The organism is Stenotrophomonas sp. AG209 (genome assembly GCF_003550055.1).
GTDB lineage: Bacteria > Pseudomonadota > Gammaproteobacteria > Xanthomonadales > Xanthomonadaceae > Stenotrophomonas.
The window spans coordinates 407,170-420,158 of the sequence record NZ_QXDB01000002.1; the positions used below are offsets into that span (position 1 = coordinate 407,170).

A 12,989-nucleotide genomic window follows, 5' to 3' on the forward strand; every position below is an offset into this window, starting at 1 on the left:
CACAGCGTTGCCGCAGCTCCGGATATCCCCGTACAGGCCCGCCGCCATTGGCTGCCGGCGCTCCGCAAAGGGCGCGGAACGTACCGGGTGGAACACTGCGTGCAGCGCCGGCCGTCGCCGCAGGCCGTGGCCTTGCCTATGGTGGGCACATCCTCCACAGCTACGGCGAGCACACCCTCATGGCCAGCCCCTCCACCCGCTACCGGATCTCGGTGACCCCGATTGAAAAGGACGGGCTGCAGTGCACCGGGCGCTGCACCATCGAACTGGAACACCGCGCCAGCCGCGACCTGATGCGCCTGCTGGAGGCGGCCCCGCGTACCGCCGGCATCAGTGGCGACGAGCGGGCGACCCTGGTGATCGCCGCCCAGCTGCTGCGCGACATCGTGCAGCGCCACGCCGAGACCGACGGCCACGCACTGGCCGCCATCGCCGTCCAGGTGCTGCCTGCACTGGACGCGCTGGAGCAGCTGCCCTCCTCCCGCTGACACCGGCGCAACCGCTACACTGCCGCCCTCCAGATTGCCTCGGGGAGGAGGCAGGCATGCGCAGGATCCTGTTCCTGATCGCACCACTGGTGCTGCTGGGCTGTTCGCGTCCGGCGGCACAGACGACTGAGGGTATCGCGGCAGCGTCCGCTCCCGTCGCCGCCACCGCAGCAGCGGACACCGGCACCGGCCCCGATCCCGCAGCACTGCAGGCGAGCGACGTGCCGCTGCTGTCCGCCGTCGCAGACGATGCCGAGCCACCCTCGACGATGCTCAACCGCTACGTGGCGGCACTGCTCAACCACGACCGCGCCGCCAGCGACGCCGCCTGGGCGATCCCGCCCGGCGACCCACGGCATGCCGACGACGCCGCGCTGCGGCAGCTGCAGGACCTGCGCACCCTGCGCCTGCACAGCGATACCCCGATCGCCCGCGACGAGCGGCAGCCACCGCAGCTGCTTGAGGTGCCGGTGCAGATCCGCGCAGTAACCGCCAACGGCACGTTCCGCTTCGGCGGCTGGTACCGCGTGCAGCCCAGCAGCAATGGCAGCGCCTGGCAGATCCAGTCGGCACAACTGCGTCCAACGCTGGACTGAACCGTTGCAGCGGCATGCACGCGCGATTCAGCCTGCGCGGCTACTCTTTGATCCATCCATTTGCTTCCCACCGGTCACCGCCATGCGCCTGCGTTCCCTGATGACCCGCCTCGCGGCCTCCACCGTGCTGATCGCCGCTGCGATCGGTGCACAGGCGGCTCCCTCCATCTCCGGCCGCGAACTGTCGGTGGGGGCCAGCGACGTGCAGCAGTACCTCGATGGCAGCTTCCCGCGCACCCAGGACGCCCTTGGCGGCCTGATCGCCCTGACCATGAGCCATCCGCAGCTGAGCCTTCCGGCCGGCGAACGCTTGAACCTGGGCATGGACGTCGCGCTGGCCACCGCCGGCGGCAACCCGGCCAGACTGGGCACGGTGAAGCTCAGCAGCGGCCTCCGCTACGACGCGCAGACCCAGGGCTTCCACCTGCAGCAGCCGAGCGTGGATGACTTCACCCCGGCCAACCAGGGCGGCCGCCTCGACTCACGCACCCGTGGCCTGCTCAACGCATGGCTGAGCGACTACGCCCAGCGCGAACCGATCTACAAGCTGGACCCGGCCGTGGCCGGGGTGCTCGGCGCCCTGCAGGTGCAGTCGGCACAGGTGAAGAACGGCAAGCTGGTGGTCACCTTCAACCAGAACCTGGGCAACCTGGTGCCGGCAGGCGTGCTGGGCAAATAAGGTAGTGCCGGCCGCTGGCCGGCACTATCGGCAGAACATCACGCGGCCAGTGCTTTGACCACCGCCTCACTGAAGGCTGGGATGTCGTCCGGCTTGCGGCTGGTAATCAGGTTGCCATCGACCACGACCTCGGTGTCGCGCCATTTGCCACCTGCGTTGGACAGATCCTGCTGCAGGGACGGCCAGGACGTGACCTCGCGTCCCTCAGCCAGGCCGCTGTTGATCAGCAGCCACGGGCCATGACAGATCGCCGCCACAGGCTTGCCGGCTTCATCCACTGAACGGATGAAGGCCAGTACGGCATCATCGGTGCGCAGCGTGTCCGGATTGATGACCCCTCCGGGTAGAACCACGGCATCGAAGCGTGCAGGATCCGCCTCATCCAACGGAATATCCACCGCGACGGCGTCGCCCCAGTTCTTCTCCTTCCAACCCTTGATCGTCGCTTCCTTTGCGGGCGAGACCACGCTGACGCGCGCCCCCTCCGCTTCCAGCAAACGCTTGGGCTCGGTCAGCTCGGACTGTTCGAAGCCGTGGGTGGCAAGGATGGCAATCTGCTTGCCCTTCAATCGCTCTGCCATGGATGCACTCCGGTTTGGGGGAGCCCACAGAATGGAAGCCCCCCCCTTGCGCGGCGGTGACCCTGTCGTGCACGGCAGGTGGAGAGCCTCCACGTAGTGCCGGCCAGCGGCCGGCACTACCCGCTGCGGGTCAGCGCTTGGGCTGCAGCATCGTGCCGGTGCACTTGGGCGAGCCGCAACGGCACTCCCAGATCTTCTTCAGCTTGGCCGTGTGGCGCTCGGCCAGGGTGATGCCGTAGTTGTAGGTCAGCTCCTCGCCGGCCTTGATATCGCGCAGTGCCTCGATGAACACCTTGTCGCCCCGGCTGTCGCCGTCCTCGTCTTCCTCGATCACCGCCTCGCAGTTCGGGTCGCAGCTGTGGTTGATCCAGCGCGCGTCGTTGCCCTTGTAGTTGGCATCGATCACCCAGTCATCGTTGAGGGTGAACAGGAAGGTATGGCCGCTTTCGACGTCGCCGCTGTCATCGGCATCGACATCGCCGTGGCTGCGCAGCAGGCCCTTGTACTGGATCACGCGCTCGCCCTGCTCGATCGGGGCCACGGCGAACACGCCGTTGCCATGGATGGCGGACTTGCGGGCTTGGATCTTCTTCGGCATCGGCACGGGCTGTTTGCAGCGGATGGAACGGGGATTCTCGCCCATTCCGGGTGATTGCGAAAATCATCCCGTTGGCGCAGCATTGCGCCCTGGCAACGGCCCCGGTGTGTCGTCCCGGCCCGGCCCCAGCGCCGGCTGAATGCCCGGGTTGGATGGCGGCGAATAAAAGCGTACAATTTCAGTCCGCTTTAAGAACCACTCGCATCCCCATGTTGCGCGTCACCAAACTCACCGATTACGCCACCGTCGTGCTGACCGTGCTCGCCGCCCGTCCGGGCGAAGTGCTGAGCGCGACAGAGCTGGCCGAATTCACCGGTCTGGAGCCGCCCACCGTCAGCAAGGTGCTCAAGCCGCTGGCCCAGGCCGGCCTGGTCGAAGGCCTGCGCGGCGTCCGTGGCGGCTACCGGCTGACCCGCCCGGCCATCGAGATCTCGCTGTTCGAAGTGGTCGAAGCGATGGAAGGGCCACTGGCCCTGACCGAATGCAGCCACGACCACCATCAGTGCGGCATGGCGCCCAAGTGCGGCGCGCGCAGCAGCTGGCGGCTGATCAACGACGTGGTCTCCGAGGCCCTGCGCGATGTCACCCTCGCCCAGATCCTGCCCCCTCTCCCCCTTGCCGATGACGAACAGCGCCGCACCATCGCTGTCGACGTCGTCTCCTGATCCGTAGGCAGCCCCCCATGGCCACCGAAACCATCGAAAACGTCGCCCACGACGACACCCCCAACCGCGAGATCCACGAGCAGCTCGGCCGCAAGTATTCGGCCGGCTTCATCACCGAGATCGAATCGGACTCCCTGCCGCCGGGCCTGGACGAGGACACCATCCGTGCCCTGTCGGCCAAGAAGGAAGAGCCGGAGTGGATGACGCAGTGGCGCCTGGATGCCTACCGCCACTTCCTGACCATGCCGATGCCCGACTGGGCCAAGCTGGAGATCGCCCCGATCGACCTGCAGGCGCTCAGCTACTACTCCGCGCCGAAGGGCCCGAAGTACGCCTCGCTGGATGACGTGCCGAAGGAACTGCTCGACACCTACGACAAGCTGGGCGTGCCGCTGCACGAGCGCGCCAAGCTGGCCGGCGTGGCGGTGGATGCGGTGTTCGACTCGGTGTCCGTGGGCACCACCTTCCGCAAGGAACTGGCCGAGAAGGGCGTGATCTTCTGCTCGATGTCCGAGGCCATCAAGGAACACCCGGAGCTGGTCCGCCAGTACCTGGGCACCGTGGTGCCGGTCGGCGACAACTACTTCGCCGCGCTCAACTCGGCGGTGTTCTCCGATGGCAGCTTCGTGTTCATTCCCAAGGGCGTGCGCTGCCCGATGGAACTGAGCACCTATTTCCGCATCAACGCCGGCCACACCGGCCAGTTCGAGCGCACCCTGATCGTGTGCGAGGACAAGGCCTACGTCTCCTACCTGGAAGGCTGCACCGCGCCGATGCGCGATGAGAACCAGCTGCACGCCGCGGTGGTCGAGCTGGTCGCGCTGGAAGATGCGGAGATCAAGTACTCCACGGTGCAGAACTGGTATCCGGGCGACGAGAACGGCGTCGGCGGCATCTACAACTTCGTCACCAAGCGTGCCGAATGCCGTGGCGCGCGCAGCAAGGTCACCTGGACCCAGGTCGAGACCGGCTCGGCGATCACCTGGAAGTACCCCTCCTGCGTGCTGCTGGGCGACGACTCGGTGGGTGAATTCCACTCCGTCGCGCTGACCCATCACCGCCAGCAGGCCGACACCGGCACCAAGATGATCCACGTCGGCAAGCGCACCAAGAGCAAGATCGTCAGCAAGGGCATCAGCGCCGGCCGCGGCCAGAACACCTACCGCGGCCTGGTCAAGGTCGACCGCAACGCCGACGGCGCGCGCAACTACACCCAGTGCGATTCGCTGCTGATCGGCAAGCAGTGCGGCGCGCACACCTTCCCCTACATCGAGGTGAAGAACCCGGGCGCCACCGTCGAGCACGAGGCAACCACCTCCAAGATCTCCGATGACCAGCTGTTCTACTGCCGCGCCCGTGGCATCAGCCAGGAAGACGCGGTGTCGCTGATCGTCGACGGCTTCTGCAAGCAGGTGTTCCGCGAACTGCCGATGGAGTTCGCGGTGGAAGCCAAGAAGCTGCTGGAAGTCTCGCTGGAAGGTTCGGTGGGCTGACCGCCCGCCCCTGCCCCTCGCAAACGCATTCTCTTTACCGGCGGGCCCCGGCCCGCCCCACGGAAACCCCCACCATGCTGAAGATCGAAAACCTCCACGCCCGCATCGGCGACAAGGAAATCCTCAAGGGCCTGTCGCTGGATGTGAAGCCCGGCCAGGTGCACGCCATCATGGGCCCGAACGGCGCCGGCAAGTCCACCCTGGGCAATGTCCTGGCCGGCCGCGACGGCTACGAAGTGACCGAAGGCAGCGTGCAGTTCGACGGCGTCGACCTGCTGGAGCAGGACCCGGAAGCGCGTGCCGCCGCCGGCCTGTTCCTGGCGTTCCAGTACCCGGTGGAGATCCCGGGCGTGAACAACACCTACTTCCTGCGCGCCGCGCTGAACGCCCAGCGCAAGGCACGCGGTGAGGAGGAACTCGATTCCATGCAGTTCCTCAAGCTGGTGCGCCAGAAGCTGGCCGTGCTGCACCTGAAGGACGAACTGCTGCACCGTGGCGTCAACGAAGGCTTCTCCGGTGGCGAGAAGAAGCGCAACGAGATCTTCCAGCTGGCCGTGCTGGAACCGAAGCTGGCGATCCTGGACGAGACCGACTCGGGCCTGGACATCGACGCACTGAAGAGCGTGGCCGACGGCGTCAACGCACTGCGCGGCGCCGACCGCTCGTTCCTGGTCATCACCCACTACCAGCGCCTGCTGGACTACATCAAGCCGGACGTGGTGCACGTGCTGGCCGATGGCCGCATCGTCAAGAGCGGCGGCCCGGAACTGGCGCTGGAGCTGGAAGCACACGGCTACGATTTCCTGAAGGACCGGGTCGTGCCCGAGGCGGCGGTCTGATGAGCGCCCTGCTTGATTCGATGGCCCAGGCCTTCTGCGGCAGCGATGCGCGCCGCGAAGTGCTGGATGCGGCCCTGCGCGACGGCCTGCCGGCCGCCCGCAACGAAGTCTGGAAGTACACCTCGCTGCGCCAGCTGGAACGCCGTTCGTTCGCCGCGGCACCGTTGCAGGGCCCGGCGCTGGACGCCGCGCTGCTGGAAGACATCCCGGCCCCGCGCCTGGTGTTCGTCAACGGCCGCCTGGATGCCGCGCTGAGCGACGTGCAGGCGCTGCCGGCCGGCGTGCAGCTGCAGCCGTTGTCGGCCGCACTGGCCGCCGGTGAAGACGCCGTGCGTTTCCTCGGCCGCCGCTACGAGCGCAGTGAAGAGGTCTTCGCCCGCCTCAACGCCGCACTGGCCGACGAAGGCGTGGTGCTGCGCGTGGACGAAGGCGTGCAGGTCGAAGCACCGCTGCAGCTGGTGTTCGCCAGCGTCGCCGGCGAGACCGACCTGGCCTGGCACCACCGCCACCTGATCGAACTGCGTGCCGGCGCCAGCCTCGGCGTGGTCGAGCACCGCTTCAGCGTGGGTGACTCCGCCCACCTGGACAACACCGTGCTGCATGCCCACGTCGCCCGTGATGCCATGCTCAAGCACGCCCGCGTGCAGGCCGGCAGCGCGCGCCAGACCAGCTTCCTGCGCACCGACGCGGTGCTGGCCCGCGACGCGCAGTACCACCGCGTCGACCTGGAACTGGGCGCCGCGCTCAGCCGCCATGAACTGAACGTGCGCCTGGAAGGCGACAACGCCCAGCTGACCGCCAACGGCGTGCTGCTCGGCAATGGCCGCCGCCACGTCGAAACCCGCCTGGGCATCGACCACATCGCACGCGATACGAGTTGCGAACTGCTGTGGCGCGGCGTTGCGGCCAACCGCAGCCGCGTGGTGTTCCATGGTGGCATCCAGATCCGCGAAGGCGCCGACGGCACCGACGCGAACCTGTCCAACAAGAACCTGCTGCTGTCGGCCGATGCCGAGATCGACACCCAGCCGACGCTGGTGATCGACGCCGATGAAGTGAAGGCCGCGCACGGTGCGACCGTCGGCCAGCTCGATGCCAATGCGCTGTTCTACCTGCGCTCGCGCGGCCTGCCGCAGGCCCAGGCGCAGGCACTGCTGAGCGCTGCGTTCTGCCATGAACCGCTGAAGATCCTGCCCGATGCGCTGCGTGCGCAACTGGCTCGCCGCCTGGACAAGGCCCTGGCCGAGGCGGGTGTGGCATGAACCTGTCCACGCCGCGCCCGATCGAAGAACGCACCGGCGCCCCCGACTGGGATCGCGTCCGCCTCGACTTCCCGCTGCTGATGCGTGAAGTGCACGGCAAGCCGCTGGTCTATTTCGACAACGCCAACACCGGCCAGAAGCCGGTGCAGGTGATCGGCGCGGTGGACGAGTTCTATCGTCGCTACAACGCCAACGTCAGCCGCGCGGTGCATGCACTGGGCAGCGAAGCCACCGATGCCTACGAAGGTGCGCGCAACAAGCTGGCGCACTTCCTCAACGTGCGCCCCGGCGACCTGGTGCTGTGCAGCGGTACCACCTTCGCCATCAACCTGGTGGCGTACTCATGGGCGCTGCCGCGACTGAAGGCCGGTGACGTGATCCTGATCACGCGCATGGAGCACCACGCCAACATCGTGCCGTGGCAGCTGGTCGCGCAGCGTACCGGCGCCACCATCCGCGTGGCCGAGATCACCCCCGATGGTGCGCTGGACCTGGATGCGCTGCGCGCGGCGATGACCCCGGAGGTCAAGCTGCTGGCGGTCACCCATGTCTCCAACGTGCTGGGCACGGTCAATCCGGTGCGCGAGATCTGCCGCGAAGCGCGCAAGCGCGGCATCATCACCGTGGTCGATGGCTCGCAGGCGGTACCGCACCGCAAGGTCGACGTGGCCGCGATCGGCTGCGATTTCTACGCCATCACCGGCCACAAGATGTGCGGGCCAACCGGTACCGGCGCACTGTGGGCCCGTCGCGAGCACCTGGACGCGATGCCGCCGTTCCTTGGTGGCGGCGAGATGATCAAGGAAGTCAGCTTCGACGGCACCGTGTTCAACGATGCCCCGCACAAGTTCGAAGCCGGCACCCCGAACATCGCCGGTTTCATCGGCCTGGGCGTGGCTGCCGACTACCTGCAGCAGCTTGGCCAGGAGAACGTGGAAGCGCGCGAAGCCGAACTGCTGGCGCACTTCACCGAAGAGCTGCGCCGCGTCGACGGCCTGCGCATCATCGGCGAAGCGCCGGAGAAGGCCGCCGTGGTCTCGTTCCTGATCGATGGCGCGCATGCCCATGACCTGGCGACCCTGCTCGACCTGGAAGGCGTGGCCGTGCGCTCGGGCCAGCACTGCGCGCACCCGCTGCTGCAGTACTTCGGCGTCGCCGCCACCTGCCGTGCCTCGCTGGCGTTCTACAACACGCACGCCGAGATCGAGCGCTTCATGACCGCGCTGGCCAAGGTACGCAAGCTGCTGGGGTAAGACTCCCAGCGCAGCCGGAAGCAACGGAAACGCCGCGGGAAACCGCGGCGTTTTTCATGGCGTCGGCAAGGGCTGGATCGAAGACACGCAGAGCGCCGCAGGCCATTGCCCAAGGTGCCCCTTGCCATAAGGGAAAGCGGGCCGGCCCGCCTCTACGATTCCGGTGAGTTCAACCGCCTGCTCCGACGGCAGCGCCATGATGGGAACTCCATTCACCCACACGCCCTCGGCCGCCCATGGATCCTGCACCGGCGGCCCCGGGTGCAGCGCGGACATTTCAAAGCTCTCAACGTAGGCCCCACGTACGCGCACGAGCCTCCCGTGATAGCGCCTCGGATCGGCCCGCAGCGCCTCCAGCGTGACCGGCAACGCACGGGACGCACTGAAACCCGGGCACCCCAGGCCGTTGGGCGCGATGCCGCCACCCTCCTCGCGCGCCGGCAGGCAAGCCAGAAGAGCCACAAGCAGGGCAGTTGCTGCCAGCGCGATTCCCTTCGATATGCCCACCCCTGCACTCCGCCTGGCATTTGATCAAGCGCGAGCATAGCGGTTGCTAGGACCGCCGAGGGCCCTCCCCCATTTGCGCCCGCCCCCGCCCCACCTAGAATGGGGCCATGACCACCCTTACCTTCCGCGCCGCCACGCCGGCCGACATCCCCGCCCTGATCGCCCTCGTCACCTCGGCCTACCGTGGCGACGCCAGCCGCGTCGGCTGGACCACCGAAGCCGACCTGCTGGATGGCGCCCGCATCGACGCCGAAGGCATCCAGGCCGACCTCGACCGCCCGCGCTCCACCATCCTGCTGGCCGAGCGCGAGGGCCAGCTGGTGGCCTGCGCCCACGTCGCCGATGTCGAGGGCAAGGGCTACTTCGGCATGTTCTCGGTCGACCCGGCCCAGCAGGGCGGCGGCGTCGGCAAGCAGATGATGGACGCCGCCGAAGCGCACGCCGCGCACGAATGGAAGGTGCCGGTGATGCAGATGACGGTGATCGACGTGCGCGACGAACTGATCGCCTTCTACGAGCGTCGTGGCTACCAGCGCACCGGCATCAAGAAGCCGTTCCCGTATGGCGACGAGCGCTTCGGCATTCCCAAGCGCGACGACCTGCGCTTCGAGGTCCTGGAAAAGCCATTGGCCGGAGCCGCCGCGTGAGCGAGGCCTGGACCTTTGTCTGTGCCGGCGCCGAACTGCTGCCCGGTGAAATGAAGAGCGTGTTCGACGAAGTGACCGGCACGCCGATCGTGGTGTTCAACCTCGACGGCGAGCTGTACGCGCTGGAAGACCAGTGCACACATGAGGAGTTCGAGCTGTCCTCGGGTGAGTTCAACACCGCCGAAGGCAGCGTGGAGTGCGTGCTGCACGGCGCGCGCTTCGACGTACGCGATGGCCGCGCCCTGTGCGCACCGGCCTATACCCCGGTGCCCAAGTTCCCGGTGAAGCGCGAGCACGACGCCGTCTGGACCCGCGACGACCGCGATTGAGGTCGCGCACGGCTTGCAGGAATCGCCCCAGGGCGTCCCTGCCGAGGCGCATCTCGACCCATGGGGTGGATCTACCAGAGCGTCCTGAGCGGCGCCCCAGGGCCCTTCCGGGCCCTCCAGTTGGCCCGCCTGATTGCGCATATGCGAATCATTATCGTTGATGTTATCCTACGTAACATCTTCGTAACGATCCGGCCCCCTGCGCCATGGCTTCGCCCGCGCCCACCGCCACGTTGTGCCAGCTCGCCCGCCAGGGGTGGCCGCTGGCTGTGGCCGTGCTGCTGACGCTGCTGCTGGGCTGGTCGGCCCTGCACGAAGGACGCGGCCACGGGCCTGCCACCCACGGCTGGCAGGCACACGCCGAAGATCTTCACCAGGCGATGCCGTTGCCTGTCCCGCCGGCGGACGAATGCCCGCAGCACGCCGTACCGGCACCGGAGCCCCCGCTTGATGGCGAGGGCTCCTCGCCCTGCACCGGCATGGCCCCCGCGCGCGTCACCCTGGTCGCGCATATCCCGCTGTGGCGCTCCGACGCGCTGCGCTGGCAGCTGCGCGATCCCGCACTGCGGTTGAACCCCGGCCACGCACCGCCCGCACCGCACGCCAGCTGAGGCGCCCTGCGGCCGTTGCCGTGCGCCTGAAGTCGTCCGCCGCGTAGCCGAGCATCGGCTCGGCTCTACAGAAGAAGCCCCCTATGTGCCGTCGCGCTGCCTGCGCTTCGGCCCTCGCCCTTTCCCGATCCCAGCCACTACCACCCAAGCCATGACCCACATCACGTCCCGCAAGCGCGCCCCGCGCGTTTCCCTGCTCGCCACCGCCACACTGGCCGCCGGCTTCGCGCCGCTGGCCGCGCAGGCCGCCGACAGCGCCGCCTCCGGCAATAACAAGGCCACCGACCTGGACAAGGTGCAGGTGCGCGGCAGCTGGTTCAATCCGTCCTCGCCGAAGTTCACCGCTGAACTGCTGGACACCCCGAAGTCGGTGTCGATCGTCTCGGAGAAGCTGATCGCCGAAACCGGTGCGACCAACCTGCAGGATGCGCTGCGCATGGTGCCGGGCATCACCTTCGGTGCCGGCGAAGGCGGCAACCCGACCGGCGACCGCCCCTTCATCCGTGGCTTCGATTCGCAGAGCAACATCTTCGTCGACGGCCTGCGTGACGTCGGCTCGCAGACCCGCGAAATCTTCGACCTGGAGCAGGTGGAAGTGGTCAAGGGCCCGAGCTCGGCCTACGGTGGCCGTGATTCCGGTGGTGGCAGCCTGAACCTGGTGAGCAAGACGCCGAAGCTGAAGAACGAGACCAGCGCCAGCATGGGCATCGGCACCGACAGCTACGCGCGCGGCACCGTGGATGCCAACTACGTGCTGGGCGATGGCATCGCCGCCCGTCTGAACCTGATGAAGCACGAGTCGGACATCCCTGGCCGTGACGCTACCAATGTCAGCCGCTGGGGCATCGCACCGTCGATCGCGTTCGGCCTGAACGGCCCGGCGCAGCTGATCGCCAGCCACTACCACATGCAGAGCGATGACCTGCCGGACGCGGGTGGCTTCCCGTATGGCAACCCGAACGGTGCACCGGCCTCGAAGTGGGTCGACGGCCGCCCGATGGTGCCGGACCGCAACAACTACTACGGCCTGGTCGATCGTGACTTCCAGCGCACCCGTGCCGACATCAGCACCCTGGATGCCAGCTTCGACTTCGGCGGCCACAAGCTGCGGAACATCGCGCGCCTGGGCAACACCAGCAATGATTACCTGTGGACCCAGCCGGACGACAGCCAGGGCAACCCGAATAACTACGGCACCTTGTGGCGCCGTACCAACAGCCGCGCCGTCGACGTCAAGAGCTTCGCCGACCAGCTCGGCCTGACCGGTGCCTTCCAGACCGGCGCGCTCAAGCACAGCTACAGCGCTGGCGTGGAATACAGCGACGAGAAGATGACCCGCGGCAGCTACCTGATCGCCCCGGGCACCAGCAACCCGCTGACCGGCAACAGCAAGTGCCCGACCACGGGCGCGGCCACCGGCTACAACTGCACCGACTTCGCCAACCCGAACCCGCGTGATCCGTGGGCGGCCACTCATTCGGTGTACCGCAGCGACAAGGCACTGGACGTCGAGCAGCGCACCAAGACCAAGTCCGCCTATCTGTTCGACACCATCGAGCTCAATGCACAGTGGAGCTTCAACGTCGGCCTGCGCTACGACGACTACAGCACCACCCTGACCACTCCGGTGGCCGGTGCGGCACCGACCCGCGTGCGCAATGACAACGACTTCCTGAACTACCAGGCTGGCGTCGTCTTCAAGCCGCTGGAGAACGGCAGCATCTACCTGTCGTGGGGCACCTCCTCGACCCCGCCGGGCATGGACGGTGGTGACGGTTCGGACGGCCTGAGCGCCGCCGTGGCCGACCTCAAGCCGCAGGACACCAAGAACCTCGAACTGGGCACCAAGTGGGACCTGTTCGACAAGCGCCTGAACCTGACCGCCGCGATCTTCCACACCGTGATGAACAACGCACGCGTGACCGTCGACAACGGCACCAGCCAGAACGCCGGCAAGAAGGAAATCAACGGTTTCGAGCTGGGCTTCACCGGCCAGCTGACCGACGCCTGGAGCCTGTATGGCGGCTACACCTACCTGGACTCGGAACTGAAGGACAACGGCTTTGTGTGCGCCGTGTCCGGCCGCACCTGCCCGTCCAACGTCTACGTGCCGTCGCCGTACAACGGCAACGTGTTCCCGAACACCGCCAAGCACAGCGCCAACCTGTGGACCACCTACCGCTTCCCGATCGGCCTGACCATCGGCGCCGGTGCGTTCTACTCGGACAAGCAGTACGGTGATGTCGCCAACACCAAGTGGATCCCGAGCTACACCCGCTTCGACGCGATGGCCAGCTACGCGATCCAGGACAACATCAGCCTGCAGCTCAACGTGCAGAACCTGACCGACAAGACCTACTTCACCAAGGCCTATGCCTCGCACTACGCGAGCATCGCCCCGGGTCGCTCGGCCACCCTGGCACTGAACGTGAAGTTCTGAT

General features: G+C 67.3%; 15 protein-coding genes. 12 read left to right on the forward strand and 3 right to left on the reverse strand.

Annotated features, from left to right (window positions below):
* The first annotated feature begins 179 nt into the window (after window positions 1–179).
* From DFO63_RS13435 to DFO63_RS13445, 3 genes are all read left to right on the forward strand, one after another.
* Complete coding sequence (locus tag DFO63_RS13435) at window positions 180–488, forward strand: DUF3861 family protein (protein ID WP_049447224.1); 309 nt, start codon at window positions 180–182, stop codon at window positions 486–488.
* A gap of 56 nt (window positions 489–544) precedes the next feature.
* Entirely contained in the window at window positions 545–1,084 is a 540-nt protein-coding gene (locus DFO63_RS13440; protein ID WP_049447226.1) for a hypothetical protein, read from the forward strand.
* Between the two features lie 82 nt (window positions 1,085–1,166).
* Window positions 1,167–1,763, forward strand: a complete 597-nt coding sequence (locus DFO63_RS13445; protein ID WP_014036282.1) for a DUF1439 domain-containing protein — start codon at window positions 1,167–1,169, stop codon at window positions 1,761–1,763.
* A gap of 38 nt (window positions 1,764–1,801) precedes the next feature.
* On the opposite strand, the gene DFO63_RS13450 is transcribed toward DFO63_RS13445, so the two are convergent.
* Together DFO63_RS13450 and DFO63_RS13455 are read right to left on the reverse strand one after the other, a co-directional pair.
* The gene (locus DFO63_RS13450; RefSeq protein ID WP_014036281.1) at window positions 1,802–2,344 is read right to left on the reverse strand and encodes a type 1 glutamine amidotransferase domain-containing protein; all 543 of its coding nucleotides are present in this window, start codon (window positions 2,342–2,344) and stop codon (window positions 1,802–1,804) included.
* 130 nt (window positions 2,345–2,474) lie between these two features.
* Window positions 2,475–2,942 carry an SET domain-containing protein-lysine N-methyltransferase gene (locus DFO63_RS13455; RefSeq protein ID WP_049447248.1) on the reverse strand — a complete coding sequence of 156 codons (468 nt, stop codon included), beginning with the start codon at window positions 2,940–2,942 and terminating at the stop codon, window positions 2,475–2,477.
* Window positions 2,943–3,151: 209 nt separating this feature from the next.
* Here DFO63_RS13455 and DFO63_RS13460 point away from each other — a divergent pair, with 209 nt between their 5' ends.
* From DFO63_RS13460 to DFO63_RS13480, 5 genes are all read left to right on the forward strand, one after another.
* A complete protein-coding gene (locus DFO63_RS13460; protein ID WP_005408436.1) occupies window positions 3,152–3,607 on the forward strand; it encodes an SUF system Fe-S cluster assembly regulator in 456 nt (151 codons plus the stop codon).
* Window positions 3,608–3,624: 17 nt separating this feature from the next.
* Entirely contained in the window at window positions 3,625–5,100 is a 1,476-nt protein-coding gene (sufB, locus tag DFO63_RS13465) for a Fe-S cluster assembly protein SufB (protein WP_049447231.1), read from the forward strand.
* Window positions 5,101–5,174: 74 nt separating this feature from the next.
* Entirely contained in the window at window positions 5,175–5,939 is a 765-nt protein-coding gene (gene sufC, locus DFO63_RS13470) for a Fe-S cluster assembly ATPase SufC (RefSeq protein WP_032957818.1), read from the forward strand.
* Window positions 5,939–7,201, forward strand: coding sequence for a Fe-S cluster assembly protein SufD (gene sufD / locus DFO63_RS13475; RefSeq protein WP_119007184.1), 1,263 nt, complete (start codon window positions 5,939–5,941; stop codon window positions 7,199–7,201). Before sufC ends, sufD begins: the two co-directional genes overlap by 1 nt.
* The gene (locus DFO63_RS13480; protein ID WP_049447235.1) at window positions 7,198–8,454 is read left to right on the forward strand and encodes a cysteine desulfurase; all 1,257 of its coding nucleotides are present in this window, start codon (window positions 7,198–7,200) and stop codon (window positions 8,452–8,454) included. Before sufD ends, DFO63_RS13480 begins: the two co-directional genes overlap by 4 nt.
* 54 nt (window positions 8,455–8,508) lie before the next feature.
* On the opposite strand, the gene DFO63_RS13485 is transcribed toward DFO63_RS13480, so the two are convergent.
* Window positions 8,509–8,961 (reverse strand): hypothetical protein, encoded by a 453-nt coding sequence (locus DFO63_RS13485; protein WP_049447236.1) that lies wholly within the window; start codon window positions 8,959–8,961, stop codon window positions 8,509–8,511.
* 107 nt (window positions 8,962–9,068) lie between these two features.
* On the opposite strand from DFO63_RS13485, the gene DFO63_RS13490 reads away from it, so the two are divergent.
* The 4 genes from DFO63_RS13490 to DFO63_RS13505 all read left to right on the forward strand — a co-directional run bounded on the left by DFO63_RS13490 (window position 9,069) and on the right by DFO63_RS13505 (window position 12,988).
* Entirely contained in the window at window positions 9,069–9,608 is a 540-nt protein-coding gene (locus DFO63_RS13490) for a GNAT family N-acetyltransferase (RefSeq protein WP_075675136.1), read from the forward strand.
* Window positions 9,605–9,937 (forward strand): non-heme iron oxygenase ferredoxin subunit, encoded by a 333-nt coding sequence (locus tag DFO63_RS13495; protein ID WP_014036275.1) that lies wholly within the window; start codon window positions 9,605–9,607, stop codon window positions 9,935–9,937. Before DFO63_RS13490 ends, DFO63_RS13495 begins: the two co-directional genes overlap by 4 nt.
* A gap of 206 nt (window positions 9,938–10,143) precedes the next feature.
* Window positions 10,144–10,548 (forward strand): hypothetical protein, encoded by a 405-nt coding sequence (locus DFO63_RS13500; protein ID WP_119007185.1) that lies wholly within the window; start codon window positions 10,144–10,146, stop codon window positions 10,546–10,548.
* Between the two features lie 151 nt (window positions 10,549–10,699).
* On the forward strand, window positions 10,700–12,988 hold the full coding sequence (locus DFO63_RS13505) for a TonB-dependent siderophore receptor (RefSeq protein WP_119007186.1): 2,289 nt from the start codon (window positions 10,700–10,702) through the stop codon (window positions 12,986–12,988).
* Window position 12,989 lies beyond the last annotated feature (1 nt).

Coding starts and splice junctions, on each gene's coding strand:
- DFO63_RS13435 (WP_049447224.1), top strand. CDS start 180: ATGGCCAGCCCCTCCACCCGCTACCGGATCTCGGTGACCCCGATTGAA.
- DFO63_RS13440 (WP_049447226.1), top strand. CDS start 545: ATGCGCAGGATCCTGTTCCTGATCGCACCACTGGTGCTGCTGGGCTGT.
- DFO63_RS13445 (WP_014036282.1), top strand. CDS start 1,167: ATGCGCCTGCGTTCCCTGATGACCCGCCTCGCGGCCTCCACCGTGCTG.
- DFO63_RS13450 (WP_014036281.1), bottom strand. CDS start 2,344: ATGGCAGAGCGATTGAAGGGCAAGCAGATTGCCATCCTTGCCACCCAC.
- DFO63_RS13455 (WP_049447248.1), bottom strand. CDS start 2,942: ATGCCGAAGAAGATCCAAGCCCGCAAGTCCGCCATCCATGGCAACGGC.
- DFO63_RS13460 (WP_005408436.1), top strand. CDS start 3,152: ATGTTGCGCGTCACCAAACTCACCGATTACGCCACCGTCGTGCTGACC.
- sufB (WP_049447231.1), top strand. CDS start 3,625: ATGGCCACCGAAACCATCGAAAACGTCGCCCACGACGACACCCCCAAC.
- sufC (WP_032957818.1), top strand. CDS start 5,175: ATGCTGAAGATCGAAAACCTCCACGCCCGCATCGGCGACAAGGAAATC.
- sufD (WP_119007184.1), top strand. CDS start 5,939: ATGAGCGCCCTGCTTGATTCGATGGCCCAGGCCTTCTGCGGCAGCGAT.
- DFO63_RS13480 (WP_049447235.1), top strand. CDS start 7,198: ATGAACCTGTCCACGCCGCGCCCGATCGAAGAACGCACCGGCGCCCCC.
- DFO63_RS13490 (WP_075675136.1), top strand. CDS start 9,069: ATGACCACCCTTACCTTCCGCGCCGCCACGCCGGCCGACATCCCCGCC.
- DFO63_RS13500 (WP_119007185.1), top strand. CDS start 10,144: ATGGCTTCGCCCGCGCCCACCGCCACGTTGTGCCAGCTCGCCCGCCAG.
- DFO63_RS13505 (WP_119007186.1), top strand. CDS start 10,700: ATGACCCACATCACGTCCCGCAAGCGCGCCCCGCGCGTTTCCCTGCTC.